At 41.0% G+C, this 17,314-nt stretch carries 19 protein-coding genes and 1 tRNA gene; 16 read left to right on the forward strand and 4 right to left on the reverse strand.

Annotated features, from left to right (window positions below; genetic code table 11):
• Window positions 1–205: 205 nt before the first annotated feature.
• From AB840_RS13420 to AB840_RS13435, 4 genes are all read left to right on the forward strand, one after another.
• Window positions 206–1,228, forward strand: a complete 1,023-nt coding sequence (locus tag AB840_RS13420) for a PhoH family protein (RefSeq protein WP_078791824.1) — start codon at window positions 206–208, stop codon at window positions 1,226–1,228.
• 73 nt (window positions 1,229–1,301) lie between these two features.
• Window positions 1,302–1,967, forward strand: a complete 666-nt coding sequence (locus AB840_RS13425) for an HD domain-containing protein (RefSeq protein ID WP_048515357.1) — start codon at window positions 1,302–1,304, stop codon at window positions 1,965–1,967.
• 164 nt (window positions 1,968–2,131) lie between these two features.
• Window positions 2,132–2,827, forward strand: a complete 696-nt coding sequence (locus tag AB840_RS13430) for an aspartate/glutamate racemase family protein (RefSeq protein WP_048515358.1) — start codon at window positions 2,132–2,134, stop codon at window positions 2,825–2,827.
• A 143-nt stretch (window positions 2,828–2,970) separates the two neighbouring features.
• Window positions 2,971–3,399 carry a C-GCAxxG-C-C family protein gene (locus tag AB840_RS13435; protein ID WP_048515359.1) on the forward strand — a complete coding sequence of 143 codons (429 nt, stop codon included), beginning with the start codon at window positions 2,971–2,973 and terminating at the stop codon, window positions 3,397–3,399.
• Between the two features lie 58 nt (window positions 3,400–3,457).
• Here the strand turns inward: AB840_RS13435 and AB840_RS13440 are convergent.
• Window positions 3,458–3,533: transfer RNA gene (locus AB840_RS13440), tRNA-Ala, on the reverse strand.
• Window positions 3,534–3,681: 148 nt separating this feature from the next.
• On the opposite strand from AB840_RS13440, the gene AB840_RS13445 reads away from it, so the two are divergent.
• Window positions 3,682–4,347, forward strand: a complete 666-nt coding sequence (locus AB840_RS13445) for a DJ-1/PfpI family protein (protein ID WP_078791823.1) — start codon at window positions 3,682–3,684, stop codon at window positions 4,345–4,347.
• A 184-nt stretch (window positions 4,348–4,531) separates the two neighbouring features.
• Here the strand turns inward: AB840_RS13445 and AB840_RS13450 are convergent, their stop codons facing one another.
• A complete protein-coding gene (locus AB840_RS13450; RefSeq protein WP_048515360.1) occupies window positions 4,532–5,062 on the reverse strand; it encodes an NAD(P)H-dependent oxidoreductase in 531 nt (176 codons plus the stop codon).
• 169 nt (window positions 5,063–5,231) lie between these two features.
• On the opposite strand from AB840_RS13450, the gene AB840_RS13455 reads away from it, so the two are divergent.
• From AB840_RS13455 to AB840_RS13475, 5 genes are all read left to right on the forward strand, one after another.
• Window positions 5,232–5,639, forward strand: a complete 408-nt coding sequence (locus AB840_RS13455; protein ID WP_048515361.1) for a winged helix-turn-helix transcriptional regulator — start codon at window positions 5,232–5,234, stop codon at window positions 5,637–5,639.
• Window positions 5,608–6,069 (forward strand): GNAT family N-acetyltransferase, encoded by a 462-nt coding sequence (locus tag AB840_RS13460; RefSeq protein WP_048515362.1) that lies wholly within the window; start codon window positions 5,608–5,610, stop codon window positions 6,067–6,069. Before AB840_RS13455 ends, AB840_RS13460 begins: the two co-directional genes overlap by 32 nt.
• A 117-nt stretch (window positions 6,070–6,186) precedes the next feature.
• Window positions 6,187–6,489 carry a hypothetical protein gene (locus AB840_RS13465; RefSeq protein ID WP_048515363.1) on the forward strand — a complete coding sequence of 101 codons (303 nt, stop codon included), beginning with the start codon at window positions 6,187–6,189 and terminating at the stop codon, window positions 6,487–6,489.
• Window positions 6,490–6,634: 145 nt separating this feature from the next.
• On the forward strand, window positions 6,635–7,801 hold the full coding sequence (locus tag AB840_RS13470) for an iron-containing alcohol dehydrogenase (RefSeq protein ID WP_048515364.1): 1,167 nt from the start codon (window positions 6,635–6,637) through the stop codon (window positions 7,799–7,801).
• Between the two features lie 41 nt (window positions 7,802–7,842).
• Entirely contained in the window at window positions 7,843–9,069 is a 1,227-nt protein-coding gene (locus AB840_RS13475) for a MalY/PatB family protein (protein ID WP_048515365.1), read from the forward strand.
• A gap of 123 nt (window positions 9,070–9,192) precedes the next feature.
• Here the strand turns inward: AB840_RS13475 and AB840_RS13480 are convergent, their stop codons facing one another.
• The gene (locus AB840_RS13480; protein ID WP_048515366.1) at window positions 9,193–10,245 is read right to left on the reverse strand and encodes a pyridoxal phosphate-dependent aminotransferase; all 1,053 of its coding nucleotides are present in this window, start codon (window positions 10,243–10,245) and stop codon (window positions 9,193–9,195) included.
• A 31-nt stretch (window positions 10,246–10,276) separates the two neighbouring features.
• A complete protein-coding gene (locus AB840_RS13485) occupies window positions 10,277–10,942 on the reverse strand; it encodes a TVP38/TMEM64 family protein (RefSeq protein ID WP_048515367.1) in 666 nt (221 codons plus the stop codon).
• Between the two features lie 301 nt (window positions 10,943–11,243).
• Between AB840_RS13485 and AB840_RS13490 the strand changes: the two genes are divergently transcribed.
• From AB840_RS13490 to AB840_RS13515, 6 genes are all read left to right on the forward strand, one after another.
• A complete protein-coding gene (locus AB840_RS13490; protein WP_048515368.1) occupies window positions 11,244–11,975 on the forward strand; it encodes a hypothetical protein in 732 nt (243 codons plus the stop codon).
• A gap of 188 nt (window positions 11,976–12,163) precedes the next feature.
• Window positions 12,164–12,856, forward strand: a complete 693-nt coding sequence (locus tag AB840_RS13495; RefSeq protein WP_048515369.1) for an alpha/beta hydrolase — start codon at window positions 12,164–12,166, stop codon at window positions 12,854–12,856.
• A gap of 308 nt (window positions 12,857–13,164) precedes the next feature.
• Window positions 13,165–13,512 carry a transposase gene (locus AB840_RS17635; protein ID WP_048515370.1) on the forward strand — a complete coding sequence of 116 codons (348 nt, stop codon included), beginning with the start codon at window positions 13,165–13,167 and terminating at the stop codon, window positions 13,510–13,512.
• 28 nt (window positions 13,513–13,540) lie between these two features.
• Complete coding sequence (locus tag AB840_RS13505) at window positions 13,541–14,329, forward strand: IS3 family transposase (RefSeq protein WP_201775883.1); 789 nt, start codon at window positions 13,541–13,543, stop codon at window positions 14,327–14,329.
• 339 nt (window positions 14,330–14,668) lie between these two features.
• Window positions 14,669–16,018 carry a branched-chain amino acid transport system II carrier protein gene (brnQ, locus tag AB840_RS13510; RefSeq protein ID WP_048515372.1) on the forward strand — a complete coding sequence of 450 codons (1,350 nt, stop codon included), beginning with the start codon at window positions 14,669–14,671 and terminating at the stop codon, window positions 16,016–16,018.
• A gap of 519 nt (window positions 16,019–16,537) precedes the next feature.
• Window positions 16,538–17,029 (forward strand): cupin domain-containing protein, encoded by a 492-nt coding sequence (locus tag AB840_RS13515; protein WP_078791822.1) that lies wholly within the window; start codon window positions 16,538–16,540, stop codon window positions 17,027–17,029.
• Window positions 17,030–17,314 lie beyond the last annotated feature (285 nt).

A 17,314-nucleotide genomic window follows, 5' to 3' on the forward strand; every position in this document is an offset into this window, starting at 1 on the left:
AGAAGGGCTCGTTCTCCAGCGAGGAATCTGTCTTCAAGGTTCTCTATCTCAGGGTAAAGGAACTCTATGCCAAGTGGGAAGGGCATCATATCCAGAACTGGGCGATGGTCAGAAACCAGTTGGCTATGGATGATAAGCTGCAAGCTCGTATCCTGAAATACGAGAAATTTTAAAGCCAGCAATCACTGGTAACGCATCTTCTTTTATGATACCTAAAAAAACTTACACACTTAACTTGACAAACCCTCAAATTCTGGGAATCGAGGCCCAGGATTTCAGTACAGAACAAGTGATCCCCGAAGAAAAACAGTATACCGGCAGAATTCAATGCTATGTATCAGAGGATACATTTAAAGATTTCAAAAAAAAAGGAATCATGGTGACGGACCTGTACCAGTCTGATGCAGAAGGAAAGCGCAGGCAGCCGGAGCTGGAGGAAAATGAATTTGTTATTCTGAAGGCAGATCAATCCTTGCGGAAAACGCATTTAGGACGGGTAAAAGGACAGAAGATCGTCCCGTTGGAATATAATAAAAGTTTACCGTATGGGATTAAACCGAAAAATTCAGGACAGTATTTTCTCCAGGAAGCTCTCATGAAGCCGGCGGAAGAAGCTCCCTTAGTGATTGTCAAAGGGCAGGCTGGGACGGCCAAGACCTTTTACTCGTTAGCCGTAGGTTTGGAGAAAATTCTCAATCATCCGACCGGCGAATACCGAAGAATACTGATTTGCCGGCCTAATGCGCAGTTTGATACGGATATTGGCTTTTTACCCGGTGATGAACAGGAAAAAATATCACCTCTTATGCGTCCTATTATGGATAATTTAGAGCAGCTTATTGATGCCAATGAAGAAGAACGATATCAGGATGAAATAGAGCTGAAGGGAAAAATAGATGAAATTTTTGAACGAAATATTATCCAGACAGAAGCCTTGAATTTTATCCGCGGCCGGTCTTTTATCAAAACCTACCTTATCATTGATGAAGCGCAGAATATGACACCTAATCAGATAAAAGGGATTATTACCCGCGCTGGCAAGGGAACAAAAATTATTTTGCTAGGTGACCCGAACCAAATTGACAAGCCTTTTTTAGATGAACGAACAAATGGATTAAGCTATGCTTCGGAAAACATGAAGGGCAGTCCGTTGTGTTTTCAGATTACCATGATGACCGATGAATGTGAACGATCTGAATTGGCGATGGACGCTATTCAGCGATTATAAAATAAGAAAGGAAAGGAAGCCTGTATTCAGAAAAACTGGAACAGAATGGCTTCCCTGATACACATTGGAACGTATGAAAAAAATTACTTATGAAGTAGTGAAGCATTCAGAAGAACTAAATATATATATTGAACAGGGAAATGCAGTATTGGGAGTGATGGGATATACGGAACATTCTAAAAAACATGCCGCTAAGGTGGCATATACGGCCGGTAAAATTTTAAAAAAGCTGGGCTATAGCGAACATATTGTTGAACTGGCTAAAGTAGCCGGTTATATGCATGATATAGGGAACAGTATCAATCGGATGGATCATGCGCACAGCGGTGCTTTGATGGTTTTTCAGCTGCTTAGGGATTGGGATGTTCCACCGGAGGATATTGCGGTTATTATTACCGCTGTCGGGCAGCACGATGAAGCCAGCGGCACGGCTGTTGATCCTGTATCGGCTGCCGTCATTCTGGCGGACAAAACAGACGTTCGCAGAAATCGTGTCCGCAATAAAATCAAAGCTACTTTTGATAAGCATGACCAAGTCAATTATGCGGCCAAATCTTCTAAATTGAAAATCGATTTGGAAAAAAAGGCGATCGTTTTGGAAATAGAACTTGATGAAACCATGTGCTCCATGATCGATTACTTTGAAATCTTTCTTCAGCGTATGCTTATGTGCCGAAGGGCTGCGGAATTATTGGGACTGCGGTTTAAAATGACAACGAATGGTAATAAAATAAGCTGATGCAAAATTAGATACTTACATTTTTGGAAATAAAAAAAGGCTGCGTATTAATATGAACTGCCCCCTAACAGTTAGACCTGAAAATCTAACGATTTTGGGGCACAGCGATACGCAGTCTTTTTTTTATTGTAATTAGTAGTATACTATGCAAGGGAGGTGTCAGCATGAAAAAACTTGGATTGGTTGGCGGGATGGGTCCTGAATCTACGATTCCTTATTATCATGATATTGTGTATGGTGTGCAGCAAAAGTCCGGAAAGCATTTTTTTCCTAATTTGACAATTGAAAGTGTGGATGTATTTGAAGTGCTGCATCTGTGCAGTGAGAAAAAATATGATGAATTGACAGCATATTTGATGCAGGCGATTCACAATCTTGTAAAAAGCGGTGCAGACTTTGCCGCATTATCAGCCAATACGCCTCATATAATTTTTAACAGATTACAGGAGCAATCTCCTATCCCACTGATCAGTATTGTAGAAGCTTCATGTCTGGAGGCAGAACGCAGAAAGCTGAGAACGGTTGGCCTCTTGGGTACTGTTTTTACGATGCGGGAGAATTTCTTTAAAAAGCCATTTGCTGAAAAGAATATCCAGATTATAACTCCTGACGATTCCGAAATGGATTTTGTCAATGCCAAAATAGCTTCCGAATTAGAACTTGGTATTGTAAAGCAGGATACGCTGGGTGTTTTGCAGCGTATTATTTTACGGATGAAAGAGGAAAACAGGATAGAAGCTGTCATCTTGGGATGTACAGAATTGCCGCTCATTTTACATGATGCTGTCAGCCCGGTATCTTGCATAGATACGATGAAAATTCATATACATGCAATTGTGGATGCGATTTTAGAGGAATAAAGATGTTCATTAGTATATAATCGGAATTTATGTGGCATAAAGCAGTAGAGCAATATCTTCTTTGAGCTTTTATAAAAATAGTTGCTCCATATTGCTTCCATGTTATAATGTAATGAAAATAGTAGTGGGGAGGTTTTCTTATTATGGAAAAAGAATATAAATTAGCTGAGCAGTATCATATGCAAGGCAATAATTGTGTGGAATCGGTTATTAAGGCCTGTAATGAAAGCATGAATTTACATTTACCAGATGAAGCAATCCGTATGGCGTCTGGAATGGGCGGCGGTATTGGTCGTTCCGGCTGTGTCTGCGGCGCCTTGAGCGGTGCCTGCCTTATTATCGGCGCATTGGTTGGCAGAGTGGATCCTGCCGAAAAACCATTGCCGGATATTTATCAGTATACTAATGAATTTCATGCCAGATTTAAGACTCATTTTGGAACCACCTGTTGTCGGGCATTAAATCGATTGAGCTTCGGTACGCCGGAATATCGTAAGCAATGTATTAAAATCACGGCGACAGCTGCCGATATGGTATCCGATTTTATTAAAGAAAAAGAGCTGTTGAAATAAATTTTCATATACAAAAAAAAACTGCCATACTTTTTTAGTACGGCAGTTTTTTTGTATATGGTGGAGATGAAGGGGATTGAACCCTCGACCTCACGGATGCGAACCGTACGCTCTCCCAGCTGAGCTACATCCCCATAACAATATTATTATACTAGAATCGGCTGATTTTACAAGTCCTTTTATGGTATAATTTACACGATTTAGAATAATAAATAAAACAATGATAGGATTTCCAGATATTTTTTTGTTGATTGAGTTTATATGGTGCAAGGAGGGAATGCAATGAACAGTACGCAGAGTCATGTGATTGCCGGTATCAGTGACGAATGTTTGTCTGTCTATTTTCGTGGCAAAAAGGAACAGCACGTGAATCTCTTTTTGTTTGAAGGATTTGAAACGCTGGATATATTTGGACCTGTTGAGATTTTAGGACAGATACAGACATATACCTTGCATTACTATTCCTTGACAGGCGGTATCGTAGCGAACGCACAGGGCGTTCAGGTGGTGACAGAACCTATTGAGCAGGCTAATCCATATGGGATACTGGTGATTCCCGGTGGCATGGGGACGCGTCGTCTTGTTGATGATAAGGAGGCTATTCGTATTATCGGAAAAATTGCGGTCAGTGCAGCTTTTTGCTTATCTATATGCACGGGTTCCGCTGTATTGGGAAAAGCAGGCGTGTTGGATGGGAAGCAGGCGACATCTAATAAACAGGCCTTGGGATGGGTGAAAAGTATAGCAAAACAGGTGATTTGGATCGAAAAAGCCCGCTGGGTCGTGGATGGAAAATTTTATACATCTTCTGGCGTATCTGCTGGAATGGATATGACCCTGGGATTTATAAAGGACCGGTTTGGAGAAATAAAAGCGCAGGACATTGCCAATCATATTGAATATATATGGAATACAGATAGTACAGAAGATCGATTTGCAGAAATATAATCTACATATGGACAATTAATGCAAAATAAGTGGTGCTATCGGATTGTTTTGTATCAGTAACGTGTTCCGATAGTATATATACATAATTTTATTTTGTGGTTTAGTATCTTTTAAACGCAACCCCTTCTGCCGGACGATTTTGCAGAGCATAAGGGGCTTCCTTTTTATGTGCGTATTTTTTATATTAGTAATGAAATAACACATAGGCTGCATAATCTTTTGCACTTTGTTCTACGTCAGCGTCTGTTGCCTGAAAAGAAGAGCCGAAAAATGCAAAATAGGGCAACATCACAGCGCCCACATGAGTGGCAGAAGCTTTAAAAGGAGCTAATAGTTCGTCGACAGTAAAACCAATAGCGCCAGCGTGAGTGTAGTTTTTTTTCTTATCTCCAATGGAAAGGGCAAGGCCAAAACGTTTTCCTTCCAGACTGTGACCTTGGGATCCATAGGCCCAGCCGTGCGTAAATACATCATCCAGCCATTTTTTTAACAGCGGCGGATAGCTGTACCAATACAGGGGAAATTGGAAAATAATATGATCATGTGTTTCTAACAATTTTTGTTCTTTTGCGACGTCAATACTCCAAGCGGGATATTCTTTGTAGAGCTCGTGTATCTGAATTCTGTCTGGATATGCTGCTAATTCCTGGTTCCAGCGTTTATTTACTCTGGATTTTTCTAAATCAGGATGTGCTGTGATAATCAACGTTTTCATGTTACCGCTACCTTTCTATTTGATATATAGATCTATTTAGGATGTATCCATTATCATAGAATGTCGTAAAAAAGTAAATACACACAAAGAAGTTCCTGTTTACTTACTTTCAAGTGCGTATTTTCAAGGTATTTAAGGTATAATATAATGAAAATGGGAGGGATATGTAATGAAGCAATATCGTTTAGGCATAGAAGCAACACTGGAAATATTAGGTGGGAAATGGAAAGCGTTGCTGGTTTGCTTGCTGATGGATGGAATAAAACGAACCGGTGAGCTGCAGCGATTGATTCCAGGAATATCACAGAAGGTATTGATACAACAGCTGCGGGAATTGGAAAAAGATGGTATTGTAGGCCGAACCGTATATGACCAAATGCCGCCGAAGGTAGAATACTATGTGACGGCCTACGGGAAGACCGCCAATCAGATCGTAGATATCATGTGTCGCTGGGGCCGGGAGAATATTCGACTCCGTCAGGCATGCGGTGAGAAGATTTTGCTGTGGGAGGAAACGGCTGCGTATGGCAAAAAGGGAGATATGCATGAGAATACAGGAGATAACGGACAGAAGTGAAGTCCTTGTGGAGCGTTTGACTGCAGTGTGGGAGGATTCTGTCAGGGCCTCTCATTTCTTTTTATCTGATATTGAAATTGATAAGATTAAAGCAGAGATTCCCAGCGCTTTGCAAACAGTTGAGCATCTCGTGGTTGCTGTGAATGATATAACTGTGCCAGAGGCTTTTATGGGGATAGAGAATAAAAAATTGGAAATGCTCTTTATTTCTGCAGCCTACAGAAGACAAGGCTGGGGCAGGCAGCTTCTTTTGTATGGCATTACTGTGTTTGGCATCAATAAGGTGGCGGTCAACGAACAAAACCCGCAGGCGTTGGCTTTTTATGAACGCATGGGATTTATTGTCTGTCGTCGTTTGCTGCACGATGAACAGGGCCGGCCGTATCCGCTGCTTTGTATGCGGCGGGCAGATATGCGAGAGCACGGTTGAGGCGTAAAAGCCGTGTAATATTTCGCAGCCTTTTCATGATGAAAAACCGTTTATATTGCGAAGACCGTATTTTTATGGTAGCCTATAAATAGTATCATGGAAGAGAAAGGATATGACATGGCACATCGAAATTTGGCTGGATTGCGCTGGGGAGAGCTTTCGGAGGAAACACAACTGCGTCTGTTAGCGAATGCAGAAATAGAGGCAGATACCTATGACTCTGACGGAACGCATGAGGTTTTGGCGCTTTTCTTTTTTAAAACGGATAAAGTTGCTGTCGAAGGGACACTTCGCCTCGTCTTGGGACAAAATCATATTATGATCAATTTTGATATTGTTGTTGATGAAAACTCCGTTTTGGAGGAAATGGAAGATTTAAGTGAACTCATGGAGCATCCCAGAAGAATACGATATTCATAGGAAAAACAGCGGTTTGCCATCATGAAATGCAGGGCAGACTGCTGTTTTTTCTTTTGAAATAAAAAAAAACTTGCATTATAGTTCACGCCAGGGTATATATTATATTAATACATATTTGCGTTTTATTAGGATGGAGGAATAGACTATGTTAGGAAATTTTACCTACTGCAACCCTACAAAATTATATTTTGGTGAACAGGCGCTGGATCGTCTGTCTGGGGAGTTGGAAAATTATGGACCGCAGGTTCTTTTAGTTTACGGCGGCGGATCCATAAAACGAAATGGCCTTTATGTCGAAATAACGGCAATTCTGAAGCAGTCGGGAAAGAAAATTACGGAGCTGCCAGGGGTAATGCCCAATCCAACTGTAGACAAATTATATGAAGGCATGGAACTGGCACGTAAAAAAAAGATTGATTTTATTCTGGCTGTAGGCGGGGGATCTGTTATAGATTATGCAAAGGCATTATCTGTTTCCGTGCATTGTGAGAGTGATCCCTGGGAACGATATTACTTGAAAATGAGACGAATCAATAATCCTGTTATACCTGTAGGTGTTGTACTGACAATGGTTGGAACGGGCAGTGAAATGAACGGCGGAGCGGTTATTACCAATACGCAGACAAAATTGAAAATCGGACGTGTATTTGGCGAGTCAGTATTTCCGAAATTTGCGATTATGAATCCCAAGATGACGTATACGCTTCCGCAGTATCAGATGGTAGCAGGATTTTATGATATTATGTCACATATTTTGGAACAATATTTTTCCGGTACAGATGATAATACTTCTGATTATGTAATGGAAGGATTGTTGAAATCTCTGATACATAGTTCTCTTGCGGCCATAGAAAAACCACAGGATTACGAGGCGCGAAGCAATATTATGTGGATTGCCACATGGGCGCTGAATACCTTTGTAGCAAAGGGGAAATCCACCGATTGGATGGTCCATATGCTGGGACAGGCAGTAGGGGCTTATACAGATGCAACGCACGGCATGACCTTGGCCGCTGTATCTATGCCGTATTATCGCTGCATTATGAAAGATGGCCTGCCTAAATTCAAGCGATACGCTGTCCAGGTGTGGAATGTGGACACCCAAGGCAAGTCAGATGAACAAATAGCCGCAGAAGGGCTGACTGCTATGGAGGCATATATGAAAAAGCTTGGTCTCGTTCTGCATTTGGGTGAATTAGGAGTAACGGAGGCGATGTTGTCCGGTATTGTGAAGGGAACCTTTATTCTTAATGGCGGATATCGAAAACTGACGCCCGAAGAAGTCGAAAACATTCTTCGGGAAAGTATGTAAAAAGGCCGAATATTTAAGGCCTAAAAAGGAGTGCGTATGGGATGCAATATGATTTTGATGAGATAATTGATAGACAACATACTAACGCATTGAACACAGACGGCTTTCGAAGTTATATTTTTCATGCTGGTCCAGAAAAAAAGTTTCCCTTTACCGATGAGGCATTTATACGGATGTGGGTTGCTGATATGGAATTTGCTGCGGCTCCGGAAATACGCGAAGCGATTAAACGGCGTGTAGACAGAAAAATTTTCGGGTATACTGCAGTTTTCGATGACGACTATTATCAAGCATTTTCACACTGGTGCAATACTCAATATGGCTGGACATTTCTTAAAAATGAAATGGTGTTTTCGGCGGGGGTTGTTCCTGCTTTATATGAATTGGTGGCAGATTTAGTGCGGGATGATGAAAAAGTGATGATTACGACACCTGCCTACGGTCATTTTAAATATGCTGCAGAGTATAGCCGCAAAATGGAGATATATTCTCCGCTGAAGATCGAGAAGAACCATTTTCATATCGATTTTGAGGATTTTGAAAAGAAAGCTGCTGATCCAAAAATGAAGCTGCTTATCTGGTGTAATCCGCATAATCCTTCTGGCCGCATTTGGTCAGAAACTGAATTAAAACGTGTGGCTGCTATTGTTGAAAAGCATGGGTTGTGGATTATCAGCGATGAAATTCACTGTGACCTGCTCCGTCAGGGTCACACACACATACCGATGGGAAAGATAATGCCTGACTACCATAAACTGATTACCTGTATGTCGGCAAGCAAGACCTTTAATCTGGCAGGCCTCATGCTTTCAACGATTATTATCCGCGATACGGCACTGCGTAAGCTATTTAAGGCCCGTGATAAAAATAACGGCAGTGTTAACTCTCTTTCCTTGGCAGCACATCAGGCAGCGTATACCGAAGGGGCTCCTTGGCTGGAACAGTTGAAGGCATATCTGGATGGCAACTTCCTATATTTACAAAATATACTTTACAAGCAGCTTCCGGCTTGTGGCTTCACGATTCCGGAATCAACATATTTAGCATGGATAGATATGCGTCCATACTTAAAAAACATAGAGGATATTCCAGCATTTTTTGCAGAGCAAGCAGGTGTCCTGTTAGAAGGCGGTAATCCACTTTTTGTTGGTAATGCGGACGGGTTTATCCGTTTAAACCTGGCCATGCCGCGTTCTGTTTTGGCAGAGGGCGTGAGACGCATCATAGCAGCAGTTCATACGCATGCATGTATCGGCTTGCCGGGTTGAATAAAAAAAGTATCCGGCGGTTACGGTATTTTTCGTGGCCACGGATACTTTTTTAGTATGGCATATCGTATTTGTAATATTTCTGAGGGCAGCCATTCTGCTGTATTCCGTAAAAGAGATAGATTAGGTAAGAATATCCTGTAAAACGCGGACGAGTATCTCATTTTCTTCACGGTGTTTGATGGAAATCCGGCAATAATCCGGCCCCAGTCCATAAAAACGGGAGCAATCCCGCACTGTAATCCCCTGCTTCAGGAGTGCTTCCCGGATATGGGGACATGATGTCCGAAATAACAAATAGTTTCCCTGCGATGGCCAGATCTGAATAGGGAGTGCATGAAGCTGTGAAAATAACCAGTCACGTTCTGCGGCCAGAAAGGCTGCAGTGCGCTGCATATATGAAGTATCTTCCAGCGCACTGATACCTGCTAATTGTGCCGGGACGGATACAGCAAACTCAGGCCCCTGTGTTTTCATGCTGCGGAGCAAAGCCGCATTGCCAGAAATACAGAAACCCAGTCGGAATCCTGCCAGCGCATACGTTTTGGTGAATGCATCCACGACGATCAGATGATGAGAAGCCGCAGCGCGGTGTTTCAGTGTATGATGGTTCCAGTCTGGTATAAATTCTAAGAAGCATTCGTCTGCCGCAAGCAGAATATTATTTTTCTGGCATTTGTCAATGATTTCATCAAGAAGGTACGAAGACACCAGATTTCCTGTCGGATTATTGGGATTGCAGAGAAAGAGCATATCCAGACTGTCATCAATGACCGATAAAATTTTCTCATCAAGCAGAAATTGTTTTTCCGGACATAATTGATACGTCTGTATTTGGCAGCCGGACAGAGTTAACACGCGGCGATATTCTTCAAAAGTAGGTTCAATGATAAGCGCGTTTTGAGGCATGACTGCACCGATCAGACGGTATAGCAGATCTTCGGCACCATTGCCGCAAAGCAAGGCCGAGGCTGGAATGTCATATGCATCTGCCAGAGCAGTAGAGAGTATACGGCAATCCGGATCCGGATAATGACCGGCAACCTGAGCCAGCTGGGAAAGATTTTGTATAACGGCAGAAGGTATGCCCAAAGGATTTGTGTTTACAGAAAAATCAAGATAGGTACCCAATGTTTTTTCTGTGATTTCTATCCATGCGTGTGCTTGCTTTTTCATTAATTCATCTCCAGAACAGGTGATATATTTTTCAGGCTTTTTTACGCTTGTATATGTAAAAAGCAAACAGAATTGCCGCTGTTAAAACCAATGCGAGGATCCCTCTGCTATCACCTGATGCTATATTGATCAAGTCATACCCAATCCATACTTCAAGGGCAACTGATGGAAGCTTTCCGATAATGGTAGCCCAAAAATGATCACGAAAGGAGAGATGGCTGAGAGCGCCGAGTGTAGTAATGAGTACATTAGGTGCAAATGGGATCAGACGGGCAATAAGCATTTCCTTGAAATTACTATACGAATCCAGTTTTTCAAAGGTTTTGTTTTTTTTGATGAATTCCATTGCTTTATTTCTGAAAAGCAGGCGAATGACCCAGAAGGCGATGACCGTACCCAGTGTTTCACCGATCCAGCAAAGAATAATTCCTGGGACAAGACCAAAGATGTGTCCACTGACGGTTAATACTTCAATGGATGGGAGCCCTGTCATATTCGTGATGATAATAATAAGCACAGTAATGGCCATAGCCTTGTAGCCAAAAGAGGCAATATAGGCAGTAATTCCTTGAATATCTCTGTCATGTAGCAAGGTAATCAATGTATGATAAAAGCCGGGAACGAAAAGTTCTATAGAAGAAAAAAGTATTAAAAGACAAGTCATAGCTCCCAATTTTATAAAATTTTGATGTGTCATAATATATGTTTCTCACTTTGCAGGATATAAATTAAACGTACTTTTTGATATTTGAAGTACGATACGAATATATAGTATTCACTGTGATTGGATCAGTTGATTTTTTTGTGATTATGCGCTGTTAACCTGTATTATAGTATAAAGAAAAATCTATTTCAACTTGTAATTATGCGTGTTTTATACGACCAGAATATGAAACTCTATTTTGTGCGGCCGGATACTGTTTTAGTGGTTGTTTTCTGCGGAGTGTAAGCGTATAATAAGCGTTTGGAAATAAATCCAATACGAGGAGAGACCTATTTTGAAAAAAATGCTGTTTTTATTTTTATTATGTTTTGTTTTTATTATGTCATTATTTATTAATTGTTTTGCCCAGGAAACACCTGGTGAAAATCAGGATATGATTCAAGAATGGCTGGCACCGGCTGAGGGAGACTGGTATAGTACCAAAGGCACGCTTACTATGTCAATTCAGGATGGGAGCATTAACGGCTGTAAGGTTCTGGAAGCCCAGGGATGTACGTATGATTATCCGCGAACCGGTACATTTCAAATTGCGGAAGCCGATGGCAAGCGCAATTTGAAGATGAATTTGTTTGGCAATGATGTGCATCAATATCTCATGATTGATGATAAAATGATATTACGGCGTTCTATTCATCCGGAATATAATGAATCCGTAGATGGTATTTATCTTGGGATGACCCAGGCTGATTTTCTTCTGCACAATACTAAGGCGGTTCGTGCAATTCAAGAGGGAGATACCGAACGCTGGGAATATGATGATACTTCCTTTGCCGTTATTTTTAAAGGTAATATGGTAGTTGCAATCCGATTGTATAAGGGCAGTTCCCGGCATTTTACCGTTTCCGGTCTGGGGGCCGGCGATACTCCTGATGCATATGCAAAAGCCTATGGAATGAATGAAGTACCTGTAATTCCAACAGAGGCGGACACTATTTCCTCTCCTTATAAGATTGGTCACGGTGAAAAATTGTTTTTTAATGCTTCCTATATAGAATTATCCGTGTGATTGTAAAAATTAGCAGCTATGCCGCATATGTGATAAATGCTTTTTATCTCATTTATTATATATTGCGGCATTTTTTTGATAAAATATGTAATACTAAAAGGTATTTTGCATGTATTTATTCTCGTATTTGGTTACTTGTTTTTTAGGATATATGCGGATTGATATGGGATATTGCAGAGGAGAAAAATATGAATACATATAGGTATGATATAAAAAATGGCAATGTGGAAATTCCCGCTATCATGATCGAACCAGCTGCTCCCAAGGGCGCAGCTGTAGTCATCCATGGATACGGCGGATGCAAGGAAGAACAGTTGGGAATGGCTTGGCGAATTGCCGAGAAGGGATTAGCTGTATGTACGATAGACCTTCGCGGACATGGCCAGCATGCAAATCTATTAGATCAAGGCATAGTGTCCGATGTTAATGCGGCTATTACCTATTGCCGCCGCTTTGGAAAGGTGACTGCCGTAGGGCATTCATTAGGTGGGAGAATTGCATTAGTAAGTGACGCAGATTATGTAATCGGTATTTCTCCAGCTATAGCCGGTCGATTTGGACCACCGGCTCGTGATAATTTAAAAAGTTTACGCGCTTATAAAGTTCGATACAATACATCAGAAGACTTTTTAAATATATTTCAGACAGTACCTGAATGGAATGTGTCTAAAAATAAACCAATATTGATACTGTATGGCACGCGGGATATTCCCGGTATTGTGGAAGCTTGCCGTAAAATCAATGGAACCTATATGGTGGTAACGCATGAAATTGAGGATGCGCTTCATACGGATATATATTTAAATGAAGAAACGTATAGAATAATAAATAAGCAATTACGTCGGTGGTCTGAATATAAACAATTAAATAGCCAAGTATGATTCATGTATTGTCTCGGACATGAACGTAATCATGGTATATGGAATATCAATACGGCATGAATTTTACTGCTGGGTTATGTGTCGTGCCGGAGAAAAATCGTTTGTGTTGAATCGGACATAAATGACTATTTGTAAAAATTACAATAAATATATTCAATAACAGATTGTTTCAATTTACAAACGTGTTATACTTAATTTGCGACTGCAGAAAACAATGTGTATAATGATATCATAAATTAAGACATATTTTGAACACGTTTATAATGAATCTGCTATACTGGAGAAAGCATAGAAAGAAGGTTCATTATATGTCGCGTACAAGAAGAAATTTCTCAGCCAAATTAAAGTCAGAACTAGTCCTTGAGCTATTAAAAGGAGAGAAAGATTTAAATACAATAGCAACAGAAAATAAAATCCAGCCCAATCTTCTTCGCAATTGGAAGAAAGAATTTCTCGACAAAGCCAGTATTGTTTTTGACGATTCACGTGAGGAAAACTTAAAAGAAAAGCTCGCAGTTGAACGCAAAGAGAAGATAGCCTATGCCAAGAAGGTCGGCCAGCTCACCATGCAGGTGGACTGGTTGAAAAAAAAATCTGAAGAATTGCTCGGACCTGACTACGAGAACCAATATAGTCCGAAACCTTTTGAAGACTAAAAAACTATCTGTAAAAACAGGTGCGAAGTTGCTTGATATCAACCGTACAAGTATTTACTATCACACTTCACCCGTATCAGAAGAGGAACTTGCTTGTAAGGATATCATTGATCATTTGCACACGGACAACCCAGCTTGGGGTGCTCGACAGATATCATATCAGCTTAAGAATAATGGCTACCCTGTTGGCCGCCGTAAAGCAAGCCGCTATATGATGGAAATGGGCATTGGTGCTATCTATCCTAAAATGAATCTGTTAAAACGGCAACAAAAAGCTACGGTTTTTCCATACCTGTTGAAGAGTGCTGTTATTAATCGTCCTAACCAGGCATGGTCAATCGATATTACTTATATCCCAATTCAACATGGCTTTTTGTATCTTACTGCTGTAATCGACTGGTACAGCCGCTGTATTGTGGGATGGGAGGTTGATGACACGCTTGATACCAGAATGGTCATTACGGCACTTAAAAAGGCTTTTAAAGTAGCTAAACCACTCATTTTAAACTCGGATCAAGGAAGTCAATTTACCAGCAACAGTTACATTGATTTCATAAAGCAGAACCATATCCGGCAGAGTATGGATGGCAAAAGCCGTTGGGCCGATAACATTATGATTGAACGGTGGTTTCGTACATTTAAATATGAGGAGGCTTATTTGACACAATATAACAATATTAAGGAAGCACGAAAAGCTATTAAGAACTACATCAAAACATACAATTTTCAACGCTGCCACTCAGCTATTGGCAACATTCAACCGGCAAAAGCTTACTTCCCGGCAATGCTGCTAGATGATGCAGAGGCTGTAGCCTGAATTATTAGGTTCATTATAAAATGTCTGATTTTTTGTCTTGACAAGTGCACCACTATAGTGCGATTGTCTGAAAAAGATTTTACATTAAAGAATTCAGGGAAATACTGTACGTTTTTTCATAACGCCTGCTATAGAAAAAAAGGTATTTCAGCAGATATTTCCTTGATGACTAACATCAGCTCAAGGACCGCGTTGGAATACATATACAAATGCTGCTTATCATGCAATGCCATAACAAAAAACTATTAATGACTGATAATTAAAAATATCAAAGCCGCGTCTTTACTATATAAGCACTATGTTTTTTATATAAGATACGTTTGAAAGGAGTTTTTTCATATGTTACGAAAAGGAATGCAGGTTGGTTTATTGTTGTTTGGTATTTTCTTTGGAGCTGGAAATCTTATTTTTCCGCCATCACTGGGGTTTCAGGCAGGGCCTCAATTTACGGCCGCCATTATTGGCTTTCTTATTACTGCTGTTGGTATGCCGGTTATTGCATTAATTGTAGGCACGTTTAACCCCGGTGGCTTTCGTTCAGAAATGAATCGCAAGATTTCGCCGTTGTTTTCCCTGATTATGCTGGTACTCATCTATTTATCTATCGGACCTTTTATGGCAATTCCCCGGACGGCTACCGTTTCTTTCTCTGTCGGTATTCTTCCTGTTACTGGCAACGGTACTCTGCAGCTGGCAGTATATACGGTTTTATATTTTGCTTTTGCGTGGTGGTTGTCTATTACACCTTCTAAATTGTTATCCCGTGTTGGTAAAGTACTGACTCCCATATTTGCCGTTATGATCATCGTGCTGTGCATATTAGGAGCAACACTTGCTACTATTCCGCATTTGACAGCCCCCATTGGAAAATATGCAGAAGCTGCTTTAGGAAGTGGTTTTATTGAAGGGTATAATACAGTAGATACGCTGGCTGCATTTGCTTTTTGCATTATTGCTTTGAATACATTAAAACAGCTTGGGTTTTCTTCTATGAAAGAATATTATACCAGTGTCTGGGCTGCCGGAGCTTCTGTTGCTGTTCTTATGTCCGTTTTATATATCGGTCTGGGATTGCTGGGCAACCATTTTCCAATTCCGCAGTCTGTGTATCATGACCCATCTGTCAATATAGGCGCTTATGTACTTACGCAGGCCTCCTACAGCATATTTGGCCCTGTCGGCGTGGCTTTTTTGGCGGTCATGGTTATCGTTACATGCTTTACGACGACTGTCGGGTTGATTACGTCTGTGGCAGAATTTTTTTATCAAGAATTTCCAGTTATATCCTATAAATCATATGTTACGATTTGTTCTTTACTTAGCTTGGCAGTGGCCAATTTGGGCCTAAATGAAATTATTAAAATATCCCTTCCGGCATTGCTTTTTATCTATCCGATTGCTATTTCCGTTGTACTACTTATTATTGTAAATAAATTTGTGCGATTATCCCGTCCTGGCATGCGATTGACGGTAGCCGCTGCAGCAGTGCTTGCTGTCATTGATATTTTGAATCAGTTTACTGGATGGGAATGGGCGCACTCCTTTATTATCGCCCTGCCATTAGGAGAAAGTGGGCAGGGATGGCTGGTTCCGGTTCTTTTCTGTGTAGCACTTTCTCTGGTGCTGCCACAAAAAATCAGCGGACATCCAGAGGATGAAGCAGAGAATATGACAGAGACGAAACAGTAATAAATTGCAATGTACGTTGATAATAAAAAACAACTTGATGGGTGCAAGTTCCGCTATGCGATCGGTAGCAGGAAGCGTTAGCCGAAAAGAGGCACTATGAAGTGTAATCAGGGAGCGCCGGGAATAACCGGTATGACCGTCATCGAAGAGTTTCTTTGGCTGAAAAAATAGTAGGATAACTTGATTCAACAATTGTACGCGGGGACATACACCCTAAAAACGGCGTATTGCAGGTAAATTTCCAAAGCAGACGGAGAAACTGGCCTGCCGGGAATCTCGATGGTCATGAATCGATGATTCTGTACGAGCGGTTACGCAAGAAATATTTATGTAGTTGTACCGCTGTAACGGTACGTACCGTGGTGTGAGAGGGCGGCTGATCAATAATGATCAGCCGCTTACTCGATTGAAGTAAAAAAATATAGGCAGAAAATAGATCCTGACATACCTTGAAATATATAATTACTAATTAAAATATGCTATAATAATGATACTATTATGCGAAAGAAGGTATTGCCTATGTCATTGGAAAAAAATTTCTTTATTGCTGGCGCAGTATGTTTCTCTGTAATGGGAACTACCGTGTTTGCTGCCGCGCAGCAGGACACACAATGCTTTACAAGAGATCATTTAATTACGTTAAACAAACAGGATGTTGCCGGCGGGCAGGGAACACTATACGGAAAATTTTCATTTACCCGCGATATGGCTGCGCCCGATCAAGCCATTAAAGAGATTGGCTGGATGACCTTGAAGCCCGGCGCTTCTATTGGTACGCACAAGCACCAAAATAATGAAGATTCATATATCATCATTTCCGGGCAGGGCACTTTCACAGATGGGACGGGAAAATCTACGCTCGTAGGCCCGGGAGATATTACGATTGCCCGTCCCGGACAGTCTCACGGATTATCAAATACAGGAAAGGATGATTTGGTATTCTTGGATATTATTGCGCAAAATGATGGGGAAGCAACAAAGGCAGTAATTGCTGCTTTGCAGAAGCAATAGTAAAATAACACTGCTGAAGGTATAAAAAAAGATTTTCGGGAGTGTAAAATGAAGTGTGTAAGTTACCGGTAACCAATTTACTAACTTACGCACTTCATTTTTTTGTCGAGGTGCGGTACACTATCAGAAAGCAGGTTGAAAGGAATTGAGTACAGCACTGATGAAGAAACGTAGAAACCCGAGTGAGAAAGGCCAGGCAATCGCCAAGCTCATCATGGAACAATACCAGCCGAAGACGCAGGAAGACATGCAGATAGCGCTGAAGGACGTGTTCGGTCCTATCTT

It is taken from the genome of Megasphaera cerevisiae DSM 20462 (assembly GCF_001045675.1).
In the GTDB taxonomy this organism is placed as follows: domain Bacteria; phylum Bacillota; class Negativicutes; order Veillonellales; family Megasphaeraceae; genus Megasphaera; species Megasphaera cerevisiae.

Coding starts and splice junctions, on each gene's coding strand:
- AB840_RS13420 (WP_078791824.1), top strand. CDS start 206: ATGATACCTAAAAAAACTTACACACTTAACTTGACAAACCCTCAAATT.
- AB840_RS13425 (WP_048515357.1), top strand. CDS start 1,302: ATGAAAAAAATTACTTATGAAGTAGTGAAGCATTCAGAAGAACTAAAT.
- AB840_RS13430 (WP_048515358.1), top strand. CDS start 2,132: ATGAAAAAACTTGGATTGGTTGGCGGGATGGGTCCTGAATCTACGATT.
- AB840_RS13435 (WP_048515359.1), top strand. CDS start 2,971: ATGGAAAAAGAATATAAATTAGCTGAGCAGTATCATATGCAAGGCAAT.
- AB840_RS13445 (WP_078791823.1), top strand. CDS start 3,682: ATGAACAGTACGCAGAGTCATGTGATTGCCGGTATCAGTGACGAATGT.
- AB840_RS13450 (WP_048515360.1), bottom strand. CDS start 5,062: ATGAAAACGTTGATTATCACAGCACATCCTGATTTAGAAAAATCCAGA.
- AB840_RS13455 (WP_048515361.1), top strand. CDS start 5,232: ATGAAGCAATATCGTTTAGGCATAGAAGCAACACTGGAAATATTAGGT.
- AB840_RS13460 (WP_048515362.1), top strand. CDS start 5,608: ATGAGAATACAGGAGATAACGGACAGAAGTGAAGTCCTTGTGGAGCGT.
- AB840_RS13465 (WP_048515363.1), top strand. CDS start 6,187: ATGGCACATCGAAATTTGGCTGGATTGCGCTGGGGAGAGCTTTCGGAG.
- AB840_RS13470 (WP_048515364.1), top strand. CDS start 6,635: ATGTTAGGAAATTTTACCTACTGCAACCCTACAAAATTATATTTTGGT.
- AB840_RS13475 (WP_048515365.1), top strand. CDS start 7,843: ATGCAATATGATTTTGATGAGATAATTGATAGACAACATACTAACGCA.
- AB840_RS13480 (WP_048515366.1), bottom strand. CDS start 10,245: ATGAAAAAGCAAGCACACGCATGGATAGAAATCACAGAAAAAACATTG.
- AB840_RS13485 (WP_048515367.1), bottom strand. CDS start 10,942: ATGACACATCAAAATTTTATAAAATTGGGAGCTATGACTTGTCTTTTA.
- AB840_RS13495 (WP_048515369.1), top strand. CDS start 12,164: ATGAATACATATAGGTATGATATAAAAAATGGCAATGTGGAAATTCCC.
- AB840_RS17635 (WP_048515370.1), top strand. CDS start 13,165: ATGTCGCGTACAAGAAGAAATTTCTCAGCCAAATTAAAGTCAGAACTA.
- brnQ (WP_048515372.1), top strand. CDS start 14,669: ATGTTACGAAAAGGAATGCAGGTTGGTTTATTGTTGTTTGGTATTTTC.
- AB840_RS13515 (WP_078791822.1), top strand. CDS start 16,538: ATGTCATTGGAAAAAAATTTCTTTATTGCTGGCGCAGTATGTTTCTCT.